Here is a 15,459-nt window from a genome sequence, read left to right as displayed (position 1 = left end):
TAGCCTTGACCTGGATTATAACTGCCATGTCCATGCTGGTAGCCCTGTCCTGGAGACCCTCCAAATTGTCTTTCCATCCTATTCCCTCCTTTTGTAACTGATTGCTAACTAGTGTATGTCCACGTCGATAAAATGGAATAGATAATTGTCCATATCGATCAGCATAAATGTGAATAATAGCATTAACATATTTTTAAATTTTTGATATTTTTATATTATAGGAAAAAAGTTGAATGAGGCAGGTGTGATAATGATTACCAATTTTCATGAATTCGATCATCATTTCTTTATGAAAGAGGCATTAAAGGAAGCAGAAGAGGCAGGAAAACGTGGAGACCGACCAATTGGTGCGGTGATTGTCCACAACGGCACCATCCTATCGCGAGGATCCAATCGAATTGATACCATGGATAGCGAGCTTGCCCATGCAGAAATAAACGCCATGAATCAATGTGCCTCCTATTTACGAAAGCATGCCCGTGAATGTATTCTGTACACCACTGTTGAGCCCTGTATGATGTGTCTATCCACCATCACGCTGGCAAATATCCGGAATGTTGTTTTTTCCGTTAAGGATAAGTACATGGAAATGGCACATTTCATCGATTCAACCCCATACATAAAAAAACGGCTGCACCATTATCAAGGTGGTGTATTAGCTGAAGAATCAGAGCGACTTTTAAGGACTTATTCGCCTTTTATGGCAGAAGTTGTTTTACATGGACGCAAGCCGTCGTAATGATGCGTGGATATCTTCACAACTTCCACACAACTTCGCTATAACTTCTACATAAGATTATCTTAAGATAAGAGTATCTTAATTAGGAAATGGTTCGAAGAGCTCATTTCTTAAAACTTCCCATAATTTGATTGGTGCTTTCACCAATCTATTTTTTTTGCCCTAAGAGTGAAATCTTCACAACTTCCACATAACTTCACTATAATTTCTACACAAGATTTCAATATGATAAGAGTATCTTAATTAGGAAATAGTTCAAAGAGCTCATTTCTTAAAACTTCCCATTTTAGATCGGTGCCGACACCGATCTCTTTTTTTGTCCTTTTTGATCTAACCACCATTATTAACCCAAAGGCAGTAGATAGGGTGTCAGGCACCAAAGTTTCTACTAATTCAAAAAATCCCAATACCGAAATTCCGTTGGCATTGGGATGATGAAATTACTAGTTTTCTAGGTAGATTCTTTCGAAGAAACATATTCAAATAGATTGAATCGAATAGATGGCTTGCTCGTCACCATAACGAGTGACTGTTTTTTCAAACTTCATTCCTACTCTCTCTAACAACTTGTAGGAGGAGAGATTCGCCGTTTGGGTTTCGGCAATAATTTTTGATAGATTCAATTCATTAAACGCATAATCGATCATCTCTTGAACAACCTCAGTAGCGTAACCTGCTCCCCACCATTCAGGTAAAATTTGATAGGAGATTTCGATATCATTACTATCATGATGTGGGTCAAGCGAAATCAATCCAATAAATTCACCTGTCTCGGTTTCTCTGATTACCCAGTAGTAGGAGTCATCTCTTGGATGAAGCATTTCATCTAAGATCGCTTGAATAGAATCTTCCTGGCGGATCCCTCCCAGGTATCGTCTCACTTTCTGATCAACAAATAACTTTTTTGCATCAAAAAAATCTTCTTCCTGAAACGATCTAAGCACACATCTTTCCGTCTTAAGCAACTTCATCCCCCATTTTTCCACTCATTATTGTTTCAAGGTTAATCAGACCATTAACAGGATCCAATTACTGATTCCACAAATAAAAACGATCATGATAATAAGATGAAAAATTAATTAGTATTTTTTCCCATTCTATTAATTTCATCGACAAGAACTTGCAGGCCATTGGTTTGCTGAGATGCATTCATTTTGCTTCGAATCATGTCACTCGTTTTCTCGACCTTCCCTACATACTTGATTAACGATTCACTTGTTAGGTCTTCTTCGGCTAACGTTTGAGAAAATCCTTCTTTTTCAAATGCTTTTGCGTTCACAATCTGGTCGCCTCGGCTTTGTTGCAAACTAAGTGGAATAATTAACATAGGGATTTTTAACGCTAGAAATTCAAAAATAGAATTCGATCCACCTCTTGTAATGACTATATTTGTTGCAGCAAGTATATCCGGTAATTCTTCATGTACATATTCAAATTGTCTGTACCCAGGCAGGCTGGATAAACTGGAATCTACGTTATTCTTTCCACACAAATGGACAATTTGATACGTCGCTCTTAGCTGTGGTAATGCTGTTCGCACCACCTCGTTAATTTTCTTGGCCCCTAAGCTTCCTCCCATAATCGTTAAGATCGGGCGGCCTTGATGAAAGTCTAAAAATCGTCTTCCTTTTTCTTTTGACCCCATCAACACCTCGCGTCTAATGGGGGAACCGATCGCCATGGTTTTACTTTTCGGAAAAAATTTTTTCGTCTCTTCAAAAGAGGTAAAAATTTTCGTCGCAAACCGTTGAGAAATTTTATTAGCCAAGCCTGGTGTCATATCGCTTTCATGAATAAAAATGGGGATATGTAACGATCTTGCCGCAAGGATGACGGGAACTGATACAAACCCGCCTTTGGAAAAGACGAGGTCCGGTTTTACTCTTTTCAGAATCCTTCGAGCCTCCACACACCCTTTGATGACCCGAAAAAGATCGATCACATTTTCAACGTCTACATAGCGGCGAAGCTTGCCACTGCTTATCCCGTAATAAGGGATATCGATTTTAACGATTAATTCCTTCTCAATCCCTTTTTTCGAACCAATATAGGAAATGGTCCACTCAGTACGTATCTCATTGATGATTGCTATATTGGGAGTGACATGACCGGCAGAACCACCACCGGTAAACACGATTGTTTTTTTCTCCATAGCTCCTCCTGGAAGTCTCAGCATGATTTGCAATTTATTATAAGAGATTTCGGTAAAAAATTCCATTTAAAAACAGAATCTAGATATAAATTTGTATGTAACTCTTTCACTATGATCCTTTTTTTCCTATACTCAACATATAAAGAACAAGGGGATGATGTAAAGGATGAATCGTGCAAATGAGGGGATTACCTTTAAGGTAGGCGCAGCTGTTACGCCGGAGGAGTTATCAAATGTATTCAAATCGTCAGGAATAAAAAGACCTGTCGATGACCTGCCTCGCTTGCAGCGAATGATTGAGCAGGCCGATCTTATCGTTACAGCGTGGGATCAACAAGCATTAGTGGGTGTAGCACGTGCAGTTACTGATTTCAGCTATTGCTGTTATTTATCTGATTTAGCCGTGGACAAAAACTATCAAAAGCGGGGAATTGGCAAGGAATTAGTCAAACGGGTCCAAGACCAGATTGGCGACGAAGTAACCTTGCTGTTATTATCTGCCCCTTCGGCAATGGAGTACTATCCTCTAATTGGTTTCAATAAAGTTGAAAATGGATTTATGATTCCTCGGAAAAAGTGAGTTTATATAAAAAAACAGGATAAGTCCAAAAGCTTATCCTGTTTCCAGCTTGTCGAGAAAGGGATTTTTCTCGGCAAGTTTTTTTAAACTCTAAAATTTTATAGATTTAGAAGCTTTTAAGTGTGTCAGTGAAAGTGGATCTCCGCTCCAGGCGCTCGCTTTCCGCGGGCGTTCCGGTGAGCTTCCTCGGCGCTTTGCGCCTGTGGGATCTCACCTGCACCGTACTCCCGCAGGAGTCGAACGCCTTCCGCTCCAATCAACTTTACCTAGTTTTGCTAGGAGGGTGACAATATTTTTTCATATTTTAGCTGACTTCAGCTAAAATAGAATGCGCACTACATTTTTAATTCCAAGTAATCGCCAATATCGAAGCCCTTGCAGCTCAATCTTGTAAGTCCGGGAAACTTCACTCACACTTTTTCGTATTCATTTATACAGTATTTTTCCGATACAGATAAGGGATGCACTCTTACCTTCTCTTGTTCCTACTTAAAGGAATTCTTGCTTTTTGGACAGACGAACAAATCACATTCTCTATCCTAAATAAATTTCCAAATAGTGAATAGAATAATAGCTGAATGGCATCTTCTATTTTTTACGACCCCATCCATATTTCGCATAGACCTTTTCCACTCGCTCATTTATCGGAAAAACCCAGAAATTTTCTTTTCCCCGTCGCTTTACTCTTTTAGCATCACACAAAGATGACCATGTCACAACTTATTGCTTTTCCGATAGCGCTGTTCCGCCTTGGAACTAAAGATAAGAAATAGAACGATTAAGGCCGGAAAGAGCAACCAGGTAACTCCTCTGAAGAATGCAAAAGGTGTTTCAAACAAAAAGGCGCCCCAAAAATCCAATCCAGATTTCTCCCAAATTCCCGGTGTGAGATATAATAACTTCGGGTTCCATAATGCCTCACCGTGAATGGCACCCGTCATGATTAAAGCCACAAAGATTGGCAGATAGCACATAGAAAGAGAGATATACATCTCTGACAGCCTTTTATACCTGCTAGCCTTGGAATCGATATCTGAAAAAATGTCTTCATCCGCCTCAGTACTGAGCTTTTTAAAATACTGGGATCCTGAACTTTTCGTACCGGCAATATGCTTCCAGCCGCTATCCTCAAATAAAGTACAGTAATCGATAAAATCTGCTTGTGTCTTGAAGATCCGGAAATCAATTTTAATATTAGCACTTTCAGGGGTAGTACGACGAAACTTGTATCCGAAAGACTTCCCTACGAGTACAGTTTAACTATATATGTCAACTGTATAAAAAAAAACACCGTATGGTTTTCCCATACGGCCTTAGTCTTGTGTATTTCATCCTTAATCATCAGTCTTCTTAATGTACTGTTCCATTATTCTATTGATCAACCCATTCCCGGCTAAAAATACACCCACCCCAATAACTACTGACCATAGACCAAGATCATTTAAATAGACACTTCCAATATAGAGGATTAACAGAAGAAGGGATGCCTTTACAAACCAATAAATGAAATACATCTCATTCGCCCTTTCGAAATCTTCACCTTTACTATAATATTTACCGAAATGGATGAAGTTTTCAATGAAACTGCTTTTACTACTTCGATATATTTGTTTTAAATACGATGCTGCCCGCCGCACGTGAGCGATGTCTTCACTTTCATAAAATCATACATGAGTGCTGCCTTCCTACCTTTTTCCGTATAGCTATTCCTTTTGGAACGGAGGCAATTCATAAACTCAGCATCGCACTGGCAGGGTGAAATCCCTCGGTCCAGGCAACGGTCATGTCTTTGGCAGCATGCATCCACATCATTTATAGGCGCCCCAGGTCCACTACAGCCTGGCCCACACCATCTATATCCGGGGAAAATGCACAAAGCAAATGGACTTTTTCTCCGATTTTTTGGCACTCGTTCCACCACCCTAACATAGTTTTGTACAGTACTAATGAATAGAAATAGATTCCTTCCTTATAAAATATGAAATTCTCAGTAAAATGAAATGGCAAAACCCCCAACCTTGTCCTGTTCGCTAAAAAAATGTTATGCTCTCAGAAAAAATAATAAAGGCACTATTCACTTGAATAGTGCCCACAGTTAAGTTTGAACTACTGTAACTTGATTTCTACCACGCTTCTTTGATTCATATAATCCCTCATCAACTCTACTCAAGAGTGAATCAATGGTGTCCTCGAACCGAGAATCCGCCACTCCAAAACTTGCTGTCAAACTTCCGACTACTTTGAAATCATGCTCCTCAATACGGGCTCGAATAAGTTCCGCAAGCTTACTCGCATTCTCTCCCGTATCATCAGTAATCACAATAAATTCTTCACCGCCCCAGCGACCGAACAAGTCACAGGCAGGTAGAATAGCTTTTATTAATTCTGCTAACTCGATTAAAATAGAATCGCCCGTTTTATGACCGTACACATCATTTACTTTCTTAAAATAGTCAATATCAAAAAAGATAACAGAGAAGTCCACTTTCATTTCTTTTGATTTCAATAGTTTTTTTTCCAACCATTCATCAATAAGATGACGATTAGCAATCCCCGTTAACGCATCAATATAGGCATACTTTTTAAACATTTCCGCTTTAGCAAATGCTTTAAACATCTGTTGGGCATAAAAAAAGACAATAATATAAACAAAATTAGCTGCATAATACTGCAATAAAGAATCAATCGATTCAGACGGAAGCTTGTTTACTTGCATCAGTCCATCTACTAATGTTATCGCGAATATAGCGATGGAGAAAAGAAATCCTCGTTTTGTCCCTAACGCTAAAAAAATAAACATAACATAGACTGGCATCCAAACAATAAAATCCCCTAAAGAGCCACCCGATTTGAGTAAATAATAATGAACCACATCGAAGAAGGTTGAAACATGATAAACACTAACTATTAATAAACTGACGTATTCACTTAAGCGAATATGAAGATTTTTATAAAACAAAAACCAACTGACAACAAGCCAGACGGCTAATATATTATCTATGATAAAAGAGAGTTTATCTTCTTCGAACCCACCCTGTATCAATATATTTAAACTAAGTGCGAGAAATATACATGGAGTCACCCATAAGTATACGCTCCTCTTGAGTTCATGCAGTGATTCAAATTGTTTAAACATGAGATGATCTTCTCCTCAACAAATCTATCCCGATTAGTTAGGTGTAATTTAGTATCGTCACTTCTTCGATTAAAATAGGAATATTTACGTATCTATTGTAATCAATAATATTCAATTTTAATATAAAATTCTTGTATGAAGAGAAAAAAATCAGCCTGTTTCTTGATTACGTTTTAACTGATCATAAATTTTTTGATAGGCTGCGGCCTCTTTTGCTAACCCTTTATATTGATACATTTTACTGATTTTCCGTACAGGGAAAGGATTTTGTGGTTGTAGTTCCATTTCCCAGAAGAAGCAATCGATCGCCTTATCAAATTGTTTAAACTCAGCGTAGTAATCCCCTAACTCCATCATTTTATCAGGGTTCTCCACTAATTTAATCATTTCATTTATCTTTCTAATCACTTGTGAATGTGGGAAAAGTTTTGAAATAGAGCGCAGTTTTTCATGAACAACGAGGACCCCATGCTCTTCCAGGAGCCGGACGGCCAATTGATAAATTTTTTCTTCTTCCTTTCGAGTACTTTCCGGATGGGGCAGGTGCTGTAAGAAGGGTACAAACTCGTCCAGATGGGAAAGGATAAATTCACAACTGGAATGATCCCAAATGGTCTCGAGAAGGGGATCATATGATGAAGGCAGGTCCGCAATGAAATGAAACAGGCATAGGGCTGCTTTCTCATGTTCCCCATTTTGAAGCATTTTTTCTAAAACTTTTTTTGTATCAGGCAAGACGCGAACCGGATTAATCTTCATCTGACCTAATACATAGATCCATTCTTCCATGGTGACAAACTGCAAGGCAAGATCAGTATATTGTGTTATGGTATCCGAACTTTGCTGTTGATCAGCATTCTCCAGCCATAGCAATAACGATACTAAACTATCCTGCTTACTCAAGATATCCGCTAATAATAAGCGTTTTTCTGGTTGTGCCCGATGATGAAAACAGTGTCGTTCCACAAATAGAGGGTCCTTGGTTAGGATGGATGGTAGGTCAGACTGGTAAAAATCCCGGTATGAATGGAATTCGCGGGAGCCCATACGCTCCTGAACAGACTTTAATGAAGGTGAAAAATCGTTTAATAAGAGGAGAATCTGATAGGATTTCATAAATTTCCCGCTTCTTCTAAAGTGAAAGAAGACTTTGTCTATGATACTAATAAGCTGATCCTTTTCAAAAAATGAGTCAAGTGTGGTGGTAATGTAAGCAAGTTCCTGTAAAGAATAATGGAGTTGGAGTTGGGAGAATAGCTTGTTTTTATTAGGAATCGTAATCGATCCATGGGGGTGTAATGCCGTTAAAAGGGGATGAGGTGATTCAATGATAATCCCTTCATTCAATGCCTTATGAATAAACGTGCCTTCTACTACTTTTCCAAGCTTAGCACCATAAATAAGAGAATTCTTATAATACAAAAGATAATAGCATTCAGCAGTTTCTGTCTGGACTTCGATTACCTTACTTCGTGCAAAGATCGCCGCCCGTCTGACATTCCCTTTCTCAACTTGCTTTTTATCCTTGATTGATACCTCTGTTGGTAGGTTTATTCCTTTATTCATGTTAACTTTGCCCCCATTCATCATAGATACTATGGTATGACTTTCATTATTCATTATACCATAACGCACAAAAAGGAGTGAGGAGCATCCCTTATCGGATACCACTTACTCCTTGAAGAGCTGAAAATTATAGACCGATCATCACGACTACCTGGCGCAGACCTTGAAGTGCAAACCCAGCCAAAAAGCGGTAGGCAAATAACGCAATGATAGGGGAAAAGTCAATCATCCCGAGTGGCGGAATAATTTTTCTAAAGATCGATAGGTATGGATCCACTAATTTCCCAATCCAAATTCCCACTTTTGTTGAAGAGAATTGAGGAAACCAGGAACCAAAAATGGATATTAAAATTAACCAATAGTAAATATCATACATATATTGTCCGACTTGTAAAATACTTGAGCCCAAATTTTCTCTTCCTGTCTATTAATTTTTTTGTTAAACAGCTTTCTCTAGTTACAACGTATGTATACATATACGGGACAGATCCAATAAGGTTTCAATTTATTTTACTTGTTTAACTTGTTTTTCATGGGAGACTTACTTTTTTACCATCCTCTACACCTCATGTTAACCTGTGGGCGATATTCCTTATGAATTTTCCAATTCTACTATTCGGTCAGTAATCTTATTGTGTTCTTGCTCAGCTACTTTATTAGAGATAATATCTTCTTTAAACAAGTTCTCAATAGCTTCGTGTTGGGCGTATAACGCATGTTTTTCCAAGATAGATTGTTGTTTTTCTTTTAGGCCGGGATACTTCTCAAAAAGTTTATCGATATTAATATGTAATTCGGCTAGTTCTTGTTCGTATTTTATGATAATCTCTTTGGCTGCTGCGTCAGTAATAAACAGATTTCTTTTTACTTTTTGTATCTCTACTATGGCTGTTTCGACACAATGTCCCCTTGAAATAAGTTCTTCATATTCCTTATACCCTTCCTCTTTTTTATTAACACCTAGGATGGACAATAGCTGTTTTATAGACAGTCCCTGGAAAACTAATGAAAATAACACTACACTAAACGCTATGATTAAGAGTTCTTCCCTCCCTGTAAAATCACGAGGTAGACTTAAAACAAGTGCAATGGATAGCGATCCCTTTAGACCTCCCCAATTAATAACGTGCTTCCAGGCGGTTGGAAAATTCTTGATGAACAATAAACTTATGTAGACAGCAATGCTTCTTGCAATAAGCACGATCACTATAGCAAGAAATACTAACCCCCATTTGTCGGCTAAGTTAATTTGCGTTATTTCCAATCCAACCATTAGAAATACGATTGAATTGGCTAGCAGAGAGGTGACCTCCCAAAAATTATTAATATTTAACTTTGTCGTCGGGCTCATTCCAATTTTCGCTCCATAATTTCCAAAAATCAGCGCAGCCACAACAACGGCAATTACACCTGAAGCATGGACAGATTCTGCTAGTATGAACGAACCGTAGAATAGAATAATGCTAAAGATAATTTCCAGAGGATAATCATCAAAGTATTTAGTTAATTGCGAAAAACCATACCCTAGGGCACCACCTATTATAAGTCCCAATGAGATTACCTTTATAAACTCCCAAAATCCATAGCCTACACCTACAATTCCAAGATCAAGATAGGTTAGTAAATAAAAAGTTGAAATGTTAAACAGGACAACCGCCAATCCATCATTAAATAAACTTTCTCCTTCAATAACTGTGGCCAGCCTTTTGTTTACCCCAACACTTTTAAAAATTGAGATAACACTTACAGGATCAGTGGCACTCATTAACGCAGCAAAAACAAATGCTGTTGGAATCGAAAAGTCTAAAAGCCATATTGTAGAAAAACCGACAATGAGAAAGGATAAAAGAGTTGCTCCAAAAGCTAAAACTAGAATAGGTCTTTTATTTTCTTTTAAATGGGAAAAGGGTAGTTTTAAAGCTGCTTCACCTAATAAAGCTGGCAAAAACAGAGTAATGATCATAAAGTTAAAAACTTCACCTTCTGTAATAAAATCCTTTAAGGGTTCTAATACAGGAATGTTTACAAGACCAATAATTGTCCCAACTATGACTAATGCGATTGGGTATGGTTGTTTTAATTTTTTGGAGATAGCTGTAATACCCGCCGCCATCATTATTAATATAAGGCCAATTTCGAAAATATGGTGTAAATCTAGATCATTCACTTTAAATAAACCTCCTTTTTACTATCTAGTATTCCACATGAAAATATTAGTATCATTTATTTTCAACTAATCCAATAATAACTTCACCACCATTTTCAATTACCCTTGAAAATGGATCCTTATAAAAAAACGGGATGGCATATTATGATTCCACCCCTTTGCTAGTTAAAATGGTTTTAAAATCATGAGTGTGATGATGATGAGAAAAATGACATTCTCTAGGTTTTCAAATTGAAAGAGAATCTTTGATAACTGCCAATATTCATCCGGAATATCGTCGCCTTCGTGTGTAGCTAATAATTCCTTAACTGGTTTTGACCGAGGTGATAGGACAAGTGGACCAATCGCCAATGCCGCCAAAAAGAGGACAAGACTTGTAACATACCAGCCCATTCGAAATAGACTTGGATTTAACCAGCCCATTGCCAAACCCGTAATTAGTAACAAGGTGCCGCCAACCATAACAAAAATATGTAACTTATGTCTGATCTTATAGGAATGTCTTAATTCGGTCATCGTTTGACCAGATTTAACAACTGTTGTCAAAATAAACCCGGGTCCCATTCCTAAAATAGCAGAAAAAATATGAATAAACACAATGATTTTATAAAGTATAGCCACTTTGATGCCAACCTCCAAATTTGCTCCTATACTCCTATATTATCATAATTCCACTTTTATCTTTGTGTAGTTTTCTAATTGCTAGGATCCTCATTGCAACAGAAAGAAGCTTGGAGAGAATTTCCTCATCCAAGCTCCCGTTTCCTTGACTTACATGGTCAAATGTAACTTTATATCCATCAGGCTTCTTCACTCTTTTTCAATACAGGATTATGCTTGAAGAGTGGAACAAGAATGACAATGCCGATAATAAATAATAGTGCGGTCGTTTCATACATCGCAACAAGCGAAAAGGTCTTTTTCAACCAGCCGCTCGCGGTCATCGTGATCACCATCGTCCCCATGAAAATCGGGTTTAGTATACCGTTAACACGGCCAATAAAGGCAGAATCTGTGTTCTTTAAGATCATCGTATTGATCCCAATATGCACGCATGGCATAAACAGACCACTCAAAAACTCTGCGGCTAAGGTGAGCCAGAATAATTCCGAAAAGCCCATCACCATGAATCCAAGCGCACTAGCACTCATCCCAATTGCTAGTAGGATTTGTGGCGGTGTCTTTTTCGCAACCCCAACAGTTAGACCCCCACCTAGAATCATTCCGATTCCAAAGGCCGCCATGAGCCATTGCAGTTCTTCTTTTGGCAGGCCAAGCTGTTCGGTCACAAGGAATACAGCCAATGGCTGAGTTAGTCCAAGTGCTAATCCTGCTGCTGCAAAACTACCACCAAGTAATCTCAAAGCACGGCTATTCCATACATATTTGAAACCAGCTTTCATCTCTTGCATAAGCGTCGTTTGTTCTGTACTTTCTTCTAATTCATAGTCTTTTGGCAACATAAATAGAATACCAGCTGATAATAAGAAGGCCACACCCATAACGGCAATGGCGACATCGATGCCAAAGCGTTGATACACAAACGTACCGAGAACTGGACCCAGAATCATAAACAACGCAAAAATCGTCTGATAAATCGACATCCCCATTTGAATTAGCTCTTCCTTAACATGAAGCTTGAATAGCTTCATTCCTGATGGCTGCGAGAACTGTGACAGGATCGACGATACTAACGTGGCGAAGAAAATGACCTTCCAGCCACCAAGAACAAGCGCCAAGAGAACAACAAAAATCGATATGGCGCTTAAGAAATCGCACCAAATCATGGTCAGCTTTGGTTTCCAGCGGTCAGCAAAGGTACCGCCAATAAAGGAAAACAGAAAGATTGGGGCAAACTCTGCCACCGATATGAGTGATACGGCTACGGGATCTTCATTTGTTTTTTCCACCACAAATAACAAGATGGAGTAATTTCGTACCCAAATCCCGATTTGCAAAAAGAAGGTCGAGAGCAATAATGTCCGGATTACTTTATTCCGAAACAATGACCCGATTGTTACATTTGAATTCGTTTGTTCCATAAAAAAACCTCCTTATCCATTCATGCTGGATAGGAGGCAGAGCAGGTCACAAAATGGCAGAGTACCCCATGTACTTTACCTTTCCATTATGTAAAAAAGACCGCACTAATCCTATCCAGAAATGTTCTTCATTTTATCCAAATCTGTTCAAAATAGGATTAGTAGATCATCGGCCTTTAAGTCACCCTTTCAAAATAACGTATGTCTATCTTACTCGATTTAATTTCAAGATTCAAGGCATTTTTGTAACAAAGTGGAAGCATTGACAAACATTATTTTTACTATCAAAAGTGATAAACCACAGAACATGAGAAAAGTCCAAATCGGTTTTGATTTGGACTTTATTCATCTATTACAAAATAATTCAACTTATTTTTTGATTTGAATGGTGGACGTGAGGTCATTGTCAGTTGATGTTCCTAGTAGTTAATGGAAGGATTCCTTCATTTCTATATCAACCCGTAACTCATCAGGTACATACCGTAAACTTGGATGGCCTACCATTTGCTTATCACCAGGACGATTATTGTTCAAAAGTTTATAAACATCCACCTGACTCATAAATGGCTGCATTTGATTTTCCGGTACTGCGATTCCCCTTTTTTTCAGCAGATTAAAGATACTTTCTGTCATCTCCTTTACCCCTTTCATCATTTCATTAAGAAGGATCTTATGAAAAATAATCATGAGGCCTCTTGGTTTATTATACCATTCCCACCTTAAAAATGTTAGCGCTTTCATTTATATTTTTAAAATTTTCTGATTTGGTTCTGTTCTACAATCAGAAGCCATGTCTCCCCCGTCATTTAATCTCCAAACCCCATCCTCTTCCTGTAGAATGGGGTCTCTCCATCTTCTTCTATTTCACCTGTAAAACCATATATTCATCATCATAGTACACACCATCAATTTTAAGTGCTCGTTCTTCACGCCCGTACACCTTGAAACCTAATGAAGTGTAAAGTCGTTTGGCCCTCTCATTGCCGGCAGTAACAGATAAATTGATTTTTTCAATCACTTCGATGCTTCGTGCTTTCTTGATCGCTTCTTTCATTAAGTCCTTACCAATCCCTAACCCTTGTTTGCAAGACGTCACATGCATAGCAAAAATGTTAGCCCGGTGCCGTATTTTCACACGTTCCTCTTGTAGTAGAGTCACAACCCCTATCAGTTCCCCCTCTTCAAATGCCCCAAACGTGTAGCTGCCGTCTGCAGTAAAATTACGGGCGACTTGTTCAACAGGATTTTCCCTTTTTACAGATTCTTCATAACTTGTTAAAAATGCTTCTGGATGTTGTTGGAGTGCTTCAAGCCTAAGCTTCCAATAGTCCTTAGCATCAGCTGGGGTTAGTAATCTAATTTCCATAGAAGAAACCTCCTTATTTATTCCGTATTTTACCACGTAAATTATCAGCCGGGTATTGAAATATAAATCTATCTGTTATATTATATGTATAACAGATATAACAAAAGGAGTGTGAGCCTAGTGTATATAGCACTCGACTTGGAATCAGAGGAACCCATCTATACACAGTTAAAAAATCAAATCATTGCGGGGATTGCGAAAAAAGAATTAAGATCTGGTGACCCCTTACCTTCAGTGAGATCACTTGCCTCAGATTTAGGAATTAACCTTCATACCGTGAATAAGGCCTATCAGCAGTTAAAACAGGAGGGTTTCATCCTAATCCATCGCCAAAAAGGAGTTGTCGTGAATCCTGATGGTGTTCCATCTGTCGATGAAGCCTACTGGTCCGAAATCACCAAGCGAATCCACCCGATTATTGCCGAGTCCGTATGTCGTAATGTCACCGAGCAAGACTTTTTGCAGCTTTGCCGTCAAATCTATGCCGAATTTCAGTCAAAGGAGTGATTGTTTATGAATACCACGATGTTATTGTTATTACTCATGATGATGGTTCCGATTTTTGTACCGTTAATCTTCATCCCCTACTGGACACGGAAAACGGAAAGCTTTGGTGTTTCCATTCCGGAAGAAATTTTCCATGAAGTCTCAATTAAAAAGAAGCGGAAAAGCTATGCCTGGACAACCGGATTACTGGCACTTGCCACTATAATTATCTTTTCGTTATTCGCTAACGGGCATGATGAAGACTTCATCGCCACTTTATTTACCATCCTAATCTTTGTTTATCTGTTTGGTAGCTTTATTGTTTATCTGATCTTTCACCGCCAAATGAAGGAGCTCAAGCGGCAAAATCCATCATGGGTTGCGAAACCACAGCAGGTCCTTGTGGATATGGGATTCCGAAACCGCAAGCTCACGCTATCCAATGGTTGGTTTGTCATTCCCTTTATTTTTTCAATCGCGACTATCGTCATCACTCTTGTAAATTTCCAACAAATTCCGGATCGTTATCCAATGCAGTACAATTTTAGCGGCGAGGTAACGACATGGGCGAATAAATCCTATCGGTCTGTCCTGCTCATGCCGATTATGGAAATGTATATGACAATGCTGTTTTTATTCATCAATATCGTCATTTCTAAAGCGAAGCAACAAGTATCTGCCGAAAATCCAGAGGTATCGATTCAGCAAAATGTCACCTTTAGAAGAAGATGGTCTCTATTTACGCTGATCGCCGGTACCGGCATAGTCATGTTGCTATCTCTTCATCAATTCTCTTTGATTTATTCGATTAATCATCAATTCTTAATGATTGCTCCACTTGTATACGTGATTGGTGTTTGCGGTGCAACGATTTTATTGTCGATTACAACCGGTCAAGGTGGAAGCCGAGTTACGATCAAAGGGAGTGGCCCTTCAAGCACCGTCATTAATCGCGATGACGACCAATACTGGAAGCTAGGCATGTTCTATTTTAATAAAAATGACCCAGCGATCTTTTTGGAAAAGCGCTTTGGGATTGGCTGGACAAATAACTGGGCCCATCCGCTATCATGGATCTTTATCGTGGTGATCATCCTGATCGTCGCCATTCTGCCTAAAGTGCTTGGATAAGAAGCACATAGAAAAAGGGGGTGTTCAAAAAGTCATCTCACTAACTTTTTGGAGCCCCTCTTTAAATTCTCTATAATAAATAATTTCTTTCACG

The 15,459-nt window shown here is 38.6% G+C and carries 15 protein-coding genes and 1 pseudogene; 4 read left to right on the top strand and 12 right to left on the bottom strand.

Translation table 11 applies throughout. The annotated features are described in order from the left end of the window. Positions 1-250 precede the first annotated feature (250 nt). Entirely contained in the window at positions 251-739 is a 489-nt protein-coding gene (locus TY15_RS17350; protein WP_042375043.1) for a nucleoside deaminase, read from the top strand. Between the two features lie 479 nt (positions 740-1,218). Here the strand turns inward: TY15_RS17350 and TY15_RS17345 are convergent, their stop codons facing one another. Further along, the gene (locus TY15_RS17345) at positions 1,219-1,710 is read right to left on the bottom strand and encodes a GNAT family N-acetyltransferase (RefSeq protein WP_244440953.1); all 492 of its coding nucleotides are present in this window, start codon (positions 1,708-1,710) and stop codon (positions 1,219-1,221) included. Between the two features lie 104 nt (positions 1,711-1,814). After that, a complete protein-coding gene (locus tag TY15_RS17340; protein ID WP_040206025.1) occupies positions 1,815-2,891 on the bottom strand; it encodes an undecaprenyldiphospho-muramoylpentapeptide beta-N-acetylglucosaminyltransferase in 1,077 nt (358 codons plus the stop codon). A 166-nt stretch (positions 2,892-3,057) separates the two neighbouring features. Between TY15_RS17340 and TY15_RS17335 the strand changes: the two genes are divergently transcribed. After that, entirely contained in the window at positions 3,058-3,471 is a 414-nt protein-coding gene (locus tag TY15_RS17335; RefSeq protein WP_040206024.1) for a GNAT family N-acetyltransferase, read from the top strand. Positions 3,472-4,184: 713 nt separating this feature from the next. Here the strand turns inward: TY15_RS17335 and TY15_RS25210 are convergent. The 10 genes and pseudogenes from TY15_RS25210 to TY15_RS17280 all read right to left on the bottom strand — a co-directional run. Beyond that, positions 4,185-4,697 (bottom strand): annotated as a pseudogene (locus TY15_RS25210) (DUF2812 domain-containing protein); the annotation flags it as partial. Positions 4,698-4,805: 108 nt separating this feature from the next. After that, entirely contained in the window at positions 4,806-4,985 is a 180-nt protein-coding gene (locus TY15_RS23770; RefSeq protein ID WP_074432834.1) for a hypothetical protein, read from the bottom strand. 581 nt (positions 4,986-5,566) lie between these two features. After that, positions 5,567-6,607 (bottom strand): GGDEF domain-containing protein, encoded by a 1,041-nt coding sequence (locus TY15_RS23280; protein ID WP_052353823.1) that lies wholly within the window; start codon positions 6,605-6,607, stop codon positions 5,567-5,569. Positions 6,608-6,757: 150 nt separating this feature from the next. Then, positions 6,758-8,173, bottom strand: a complete 1,416-nt coding sequence (locus TY15_RS17310) for a hypothetical protein (protein WP_040206021.1) — start codon at positions 8,171-8,173, stop codon at positions 6,758-6,760. Between the two features lie 127 nt (positions 8,174-8,300). Continuing rightward, positions 8,301-8,582, bottom strand: a complete 282-nt coding sequence (locus TY15_RS17305) for a YggT family protein (protein ID WP_040206020.1) — start codon at positions 8,580-8,582, stop codon at positions 8,301-8,303. A 183-nt stretch (positions 8,583-8,765) separates the two neighbouring features. Then, positions 8,766-10,340: a cation:proton antiporter domain-containing protein gene (locus tag TY15_RS17300; RefSeq protein WP_040206019.1), complete on the bottom strand. Its 1,575-nt coding sequence runs from the start codon at positions 10,338-10,340 to the stop codon at positions 8,766-8,768. A gap of 165 nt (positions 10,341-10,505) precedes the next feature. After that, positions 10,506-10,961 (bottom strand): DUF2269 family protein, encoded by a 456-nt coding sequence (locus tag TY15_RS17295; RefSeq protein WP_040206278.1) that lies wholly within the window; start codon positions 10,959-10,961, stop codon positions 10,506-10,508. A gap of 179 nt (positions 10,962-11,140) precedes the next feature. Beyond that, positions 11,141-12,382 (bottom strand): MFS transporter, encoded by a 1,242-nt coding sequence (locus TY15_RS17290; protein ID WP_040206018.1) that lies wholly within the window; start codon positions 12,380-12,382, stop codon positions 11,141-11,143. 426 nt (positions 12,383-12,808) lie between these two features. Continuing rightward, positions 12,809-13,015, bottom strand: coding sequence for a hypothetical protein (locus TY15_RS17285; RefSeq protein WP_142305370.1), 207 nt, complete (start codon positions 13,013-13,015; stop codon positions 12,809-12,811). Between the two features lie 226 nt (positions 13,016-13,241). Continuing rightward, positions 13,242-13,748, bottom strand: coding sequence for a GNAT family N-acetyltransferase (locus tag TY15_RS17280; protein WP_040206016.1), 507 nt, complete (start codon positions 13,746-13,748; stop codon positions 13,242-13,244). Between the two features lie 120 nt (positions 13,749-13,868). On the opposite strand from TY15_RS17280, the gene TY15_RS17275 reads away from it, so the two are divergent. Both TY15_RS17275 and TY15_RS17270 read left to right on the top strand, forming a co-directional pair. After that, entirely contained in the window at positions 13,869-14,255 is a 387-nt protein-coding gene (locus TY15_RS17275; protein WP_040206015.1) for a GntR family transcriptional regulator, read from the top strand. A gap of 6 nt (positions 14,256-14,261) precedes the next feature. Next, positions 14,262-15,365, top strand: coding sequence for a DUF1648 domain-containing protein (locus TY15_RS17270; RefSeq protein ID WP_040206013.1), 1,104 nt, complete (start codon positions 14,262-14,264; stop codon positions 15,363-15,365). The last annotated feature ends 94 nt before the right edge of the window (positions 15,366-15,459 follow it).

Source organism: Neobacillus jeddahensis, assembly GCF_000612625.1.
In the GTDB taxonomy this organism is placed as follows: domain Bacteria; phylum Bacillota; class Bacilli; order Bacillales; family Cytobacillaceae; genus Neobacillus; species Neobacillus jeddahensis.
The sequence above is the reverse complement of the archived record's forward strand: the minus strand, read 5'-3'. Positions and strand labels throughout refer to the sequence as shown.

Excerpts from the sequence above, each read along its gene's own strand:
- TY15_RS17350 (WP_042375043.1), top strand. The coding sequence starts at position 251 with ATGATTACCAATTTTCATGAATTCGATCATCATTTCTTTATGAAAGAG.
- TY15_RS17345 (WP_244440953.1), bottom strand. The coding sequence starts at position 1,710 with ATGAAGTTGCTTAAGACGGAAAGATGTGTGCTTAGATCGTTTCAGGAA.
- TY15_RS17340 (WP_040206025.1), bottom strand. The coding sequence starts at position 2,891 with ATGGAGAAAAAAACAATCGTGTTTACCGGTGGTGGTTCTGCCGGTCAT.
- TY15_RS17335 (WP_040206024.1), top strand. The coding sequence starts at position 3,058 with ATGAATCGTGCAAATGAGGGGATTACCTTTAAGGTAGGCGCAGCTGTT.
- TY15_RS23770 (WP_074432834.1), bottom strand. The coding sequence starts at position 4,985 with ATGTATTTCATTTATTGGTTTGTAAAGGCATCCCTTCTTCTGTTAATC.
- TY15_RS23280 (WP_052353823.1), bottom strand. The coding sequence starts at position 6,607 with ATGTTTAAACAATTTGAATCACTGCATGAACTCAAGAGGAGCGTATAC.
- TY15_RS17310 (WP_040206021.1), bottom strand. The coding sequence starts at position 8,173 with ATGAATAAAGGAATAAACCTACCAACAGAGGTATCAATCAAGGATAAA.
- TY15_RS17290 (WP_040206018.1), bottom strand. The coding sequence starts at position 12,382 with ATGGAACAAACGAATTCAAATGTAACAATCGGGTCATTGTTTCGGAAT.
- TY15_RS17285 (WP_142305370.1), bottom strand. The coding sequence starts at position 13,015 with ATGACAGAAAGTATCTTTAATCTGCTGAAAAAAAGGGGAATCGCAGTA.
- TY15_RS17280 (WP_040206016.1), bottom strand. The coding sequence starts at position 13,748 with ATGGAAATTAGATTACTAACCCCAGCTGATGCTAAGGACTATTGGAAG.
- TY15_RS17270 (WP_040206013.1), top strand. The coding sequence starts at position 14,262 with ATGAATACCACGATGTTATTGTTATTACTCATGATGATGGTTCCGATT.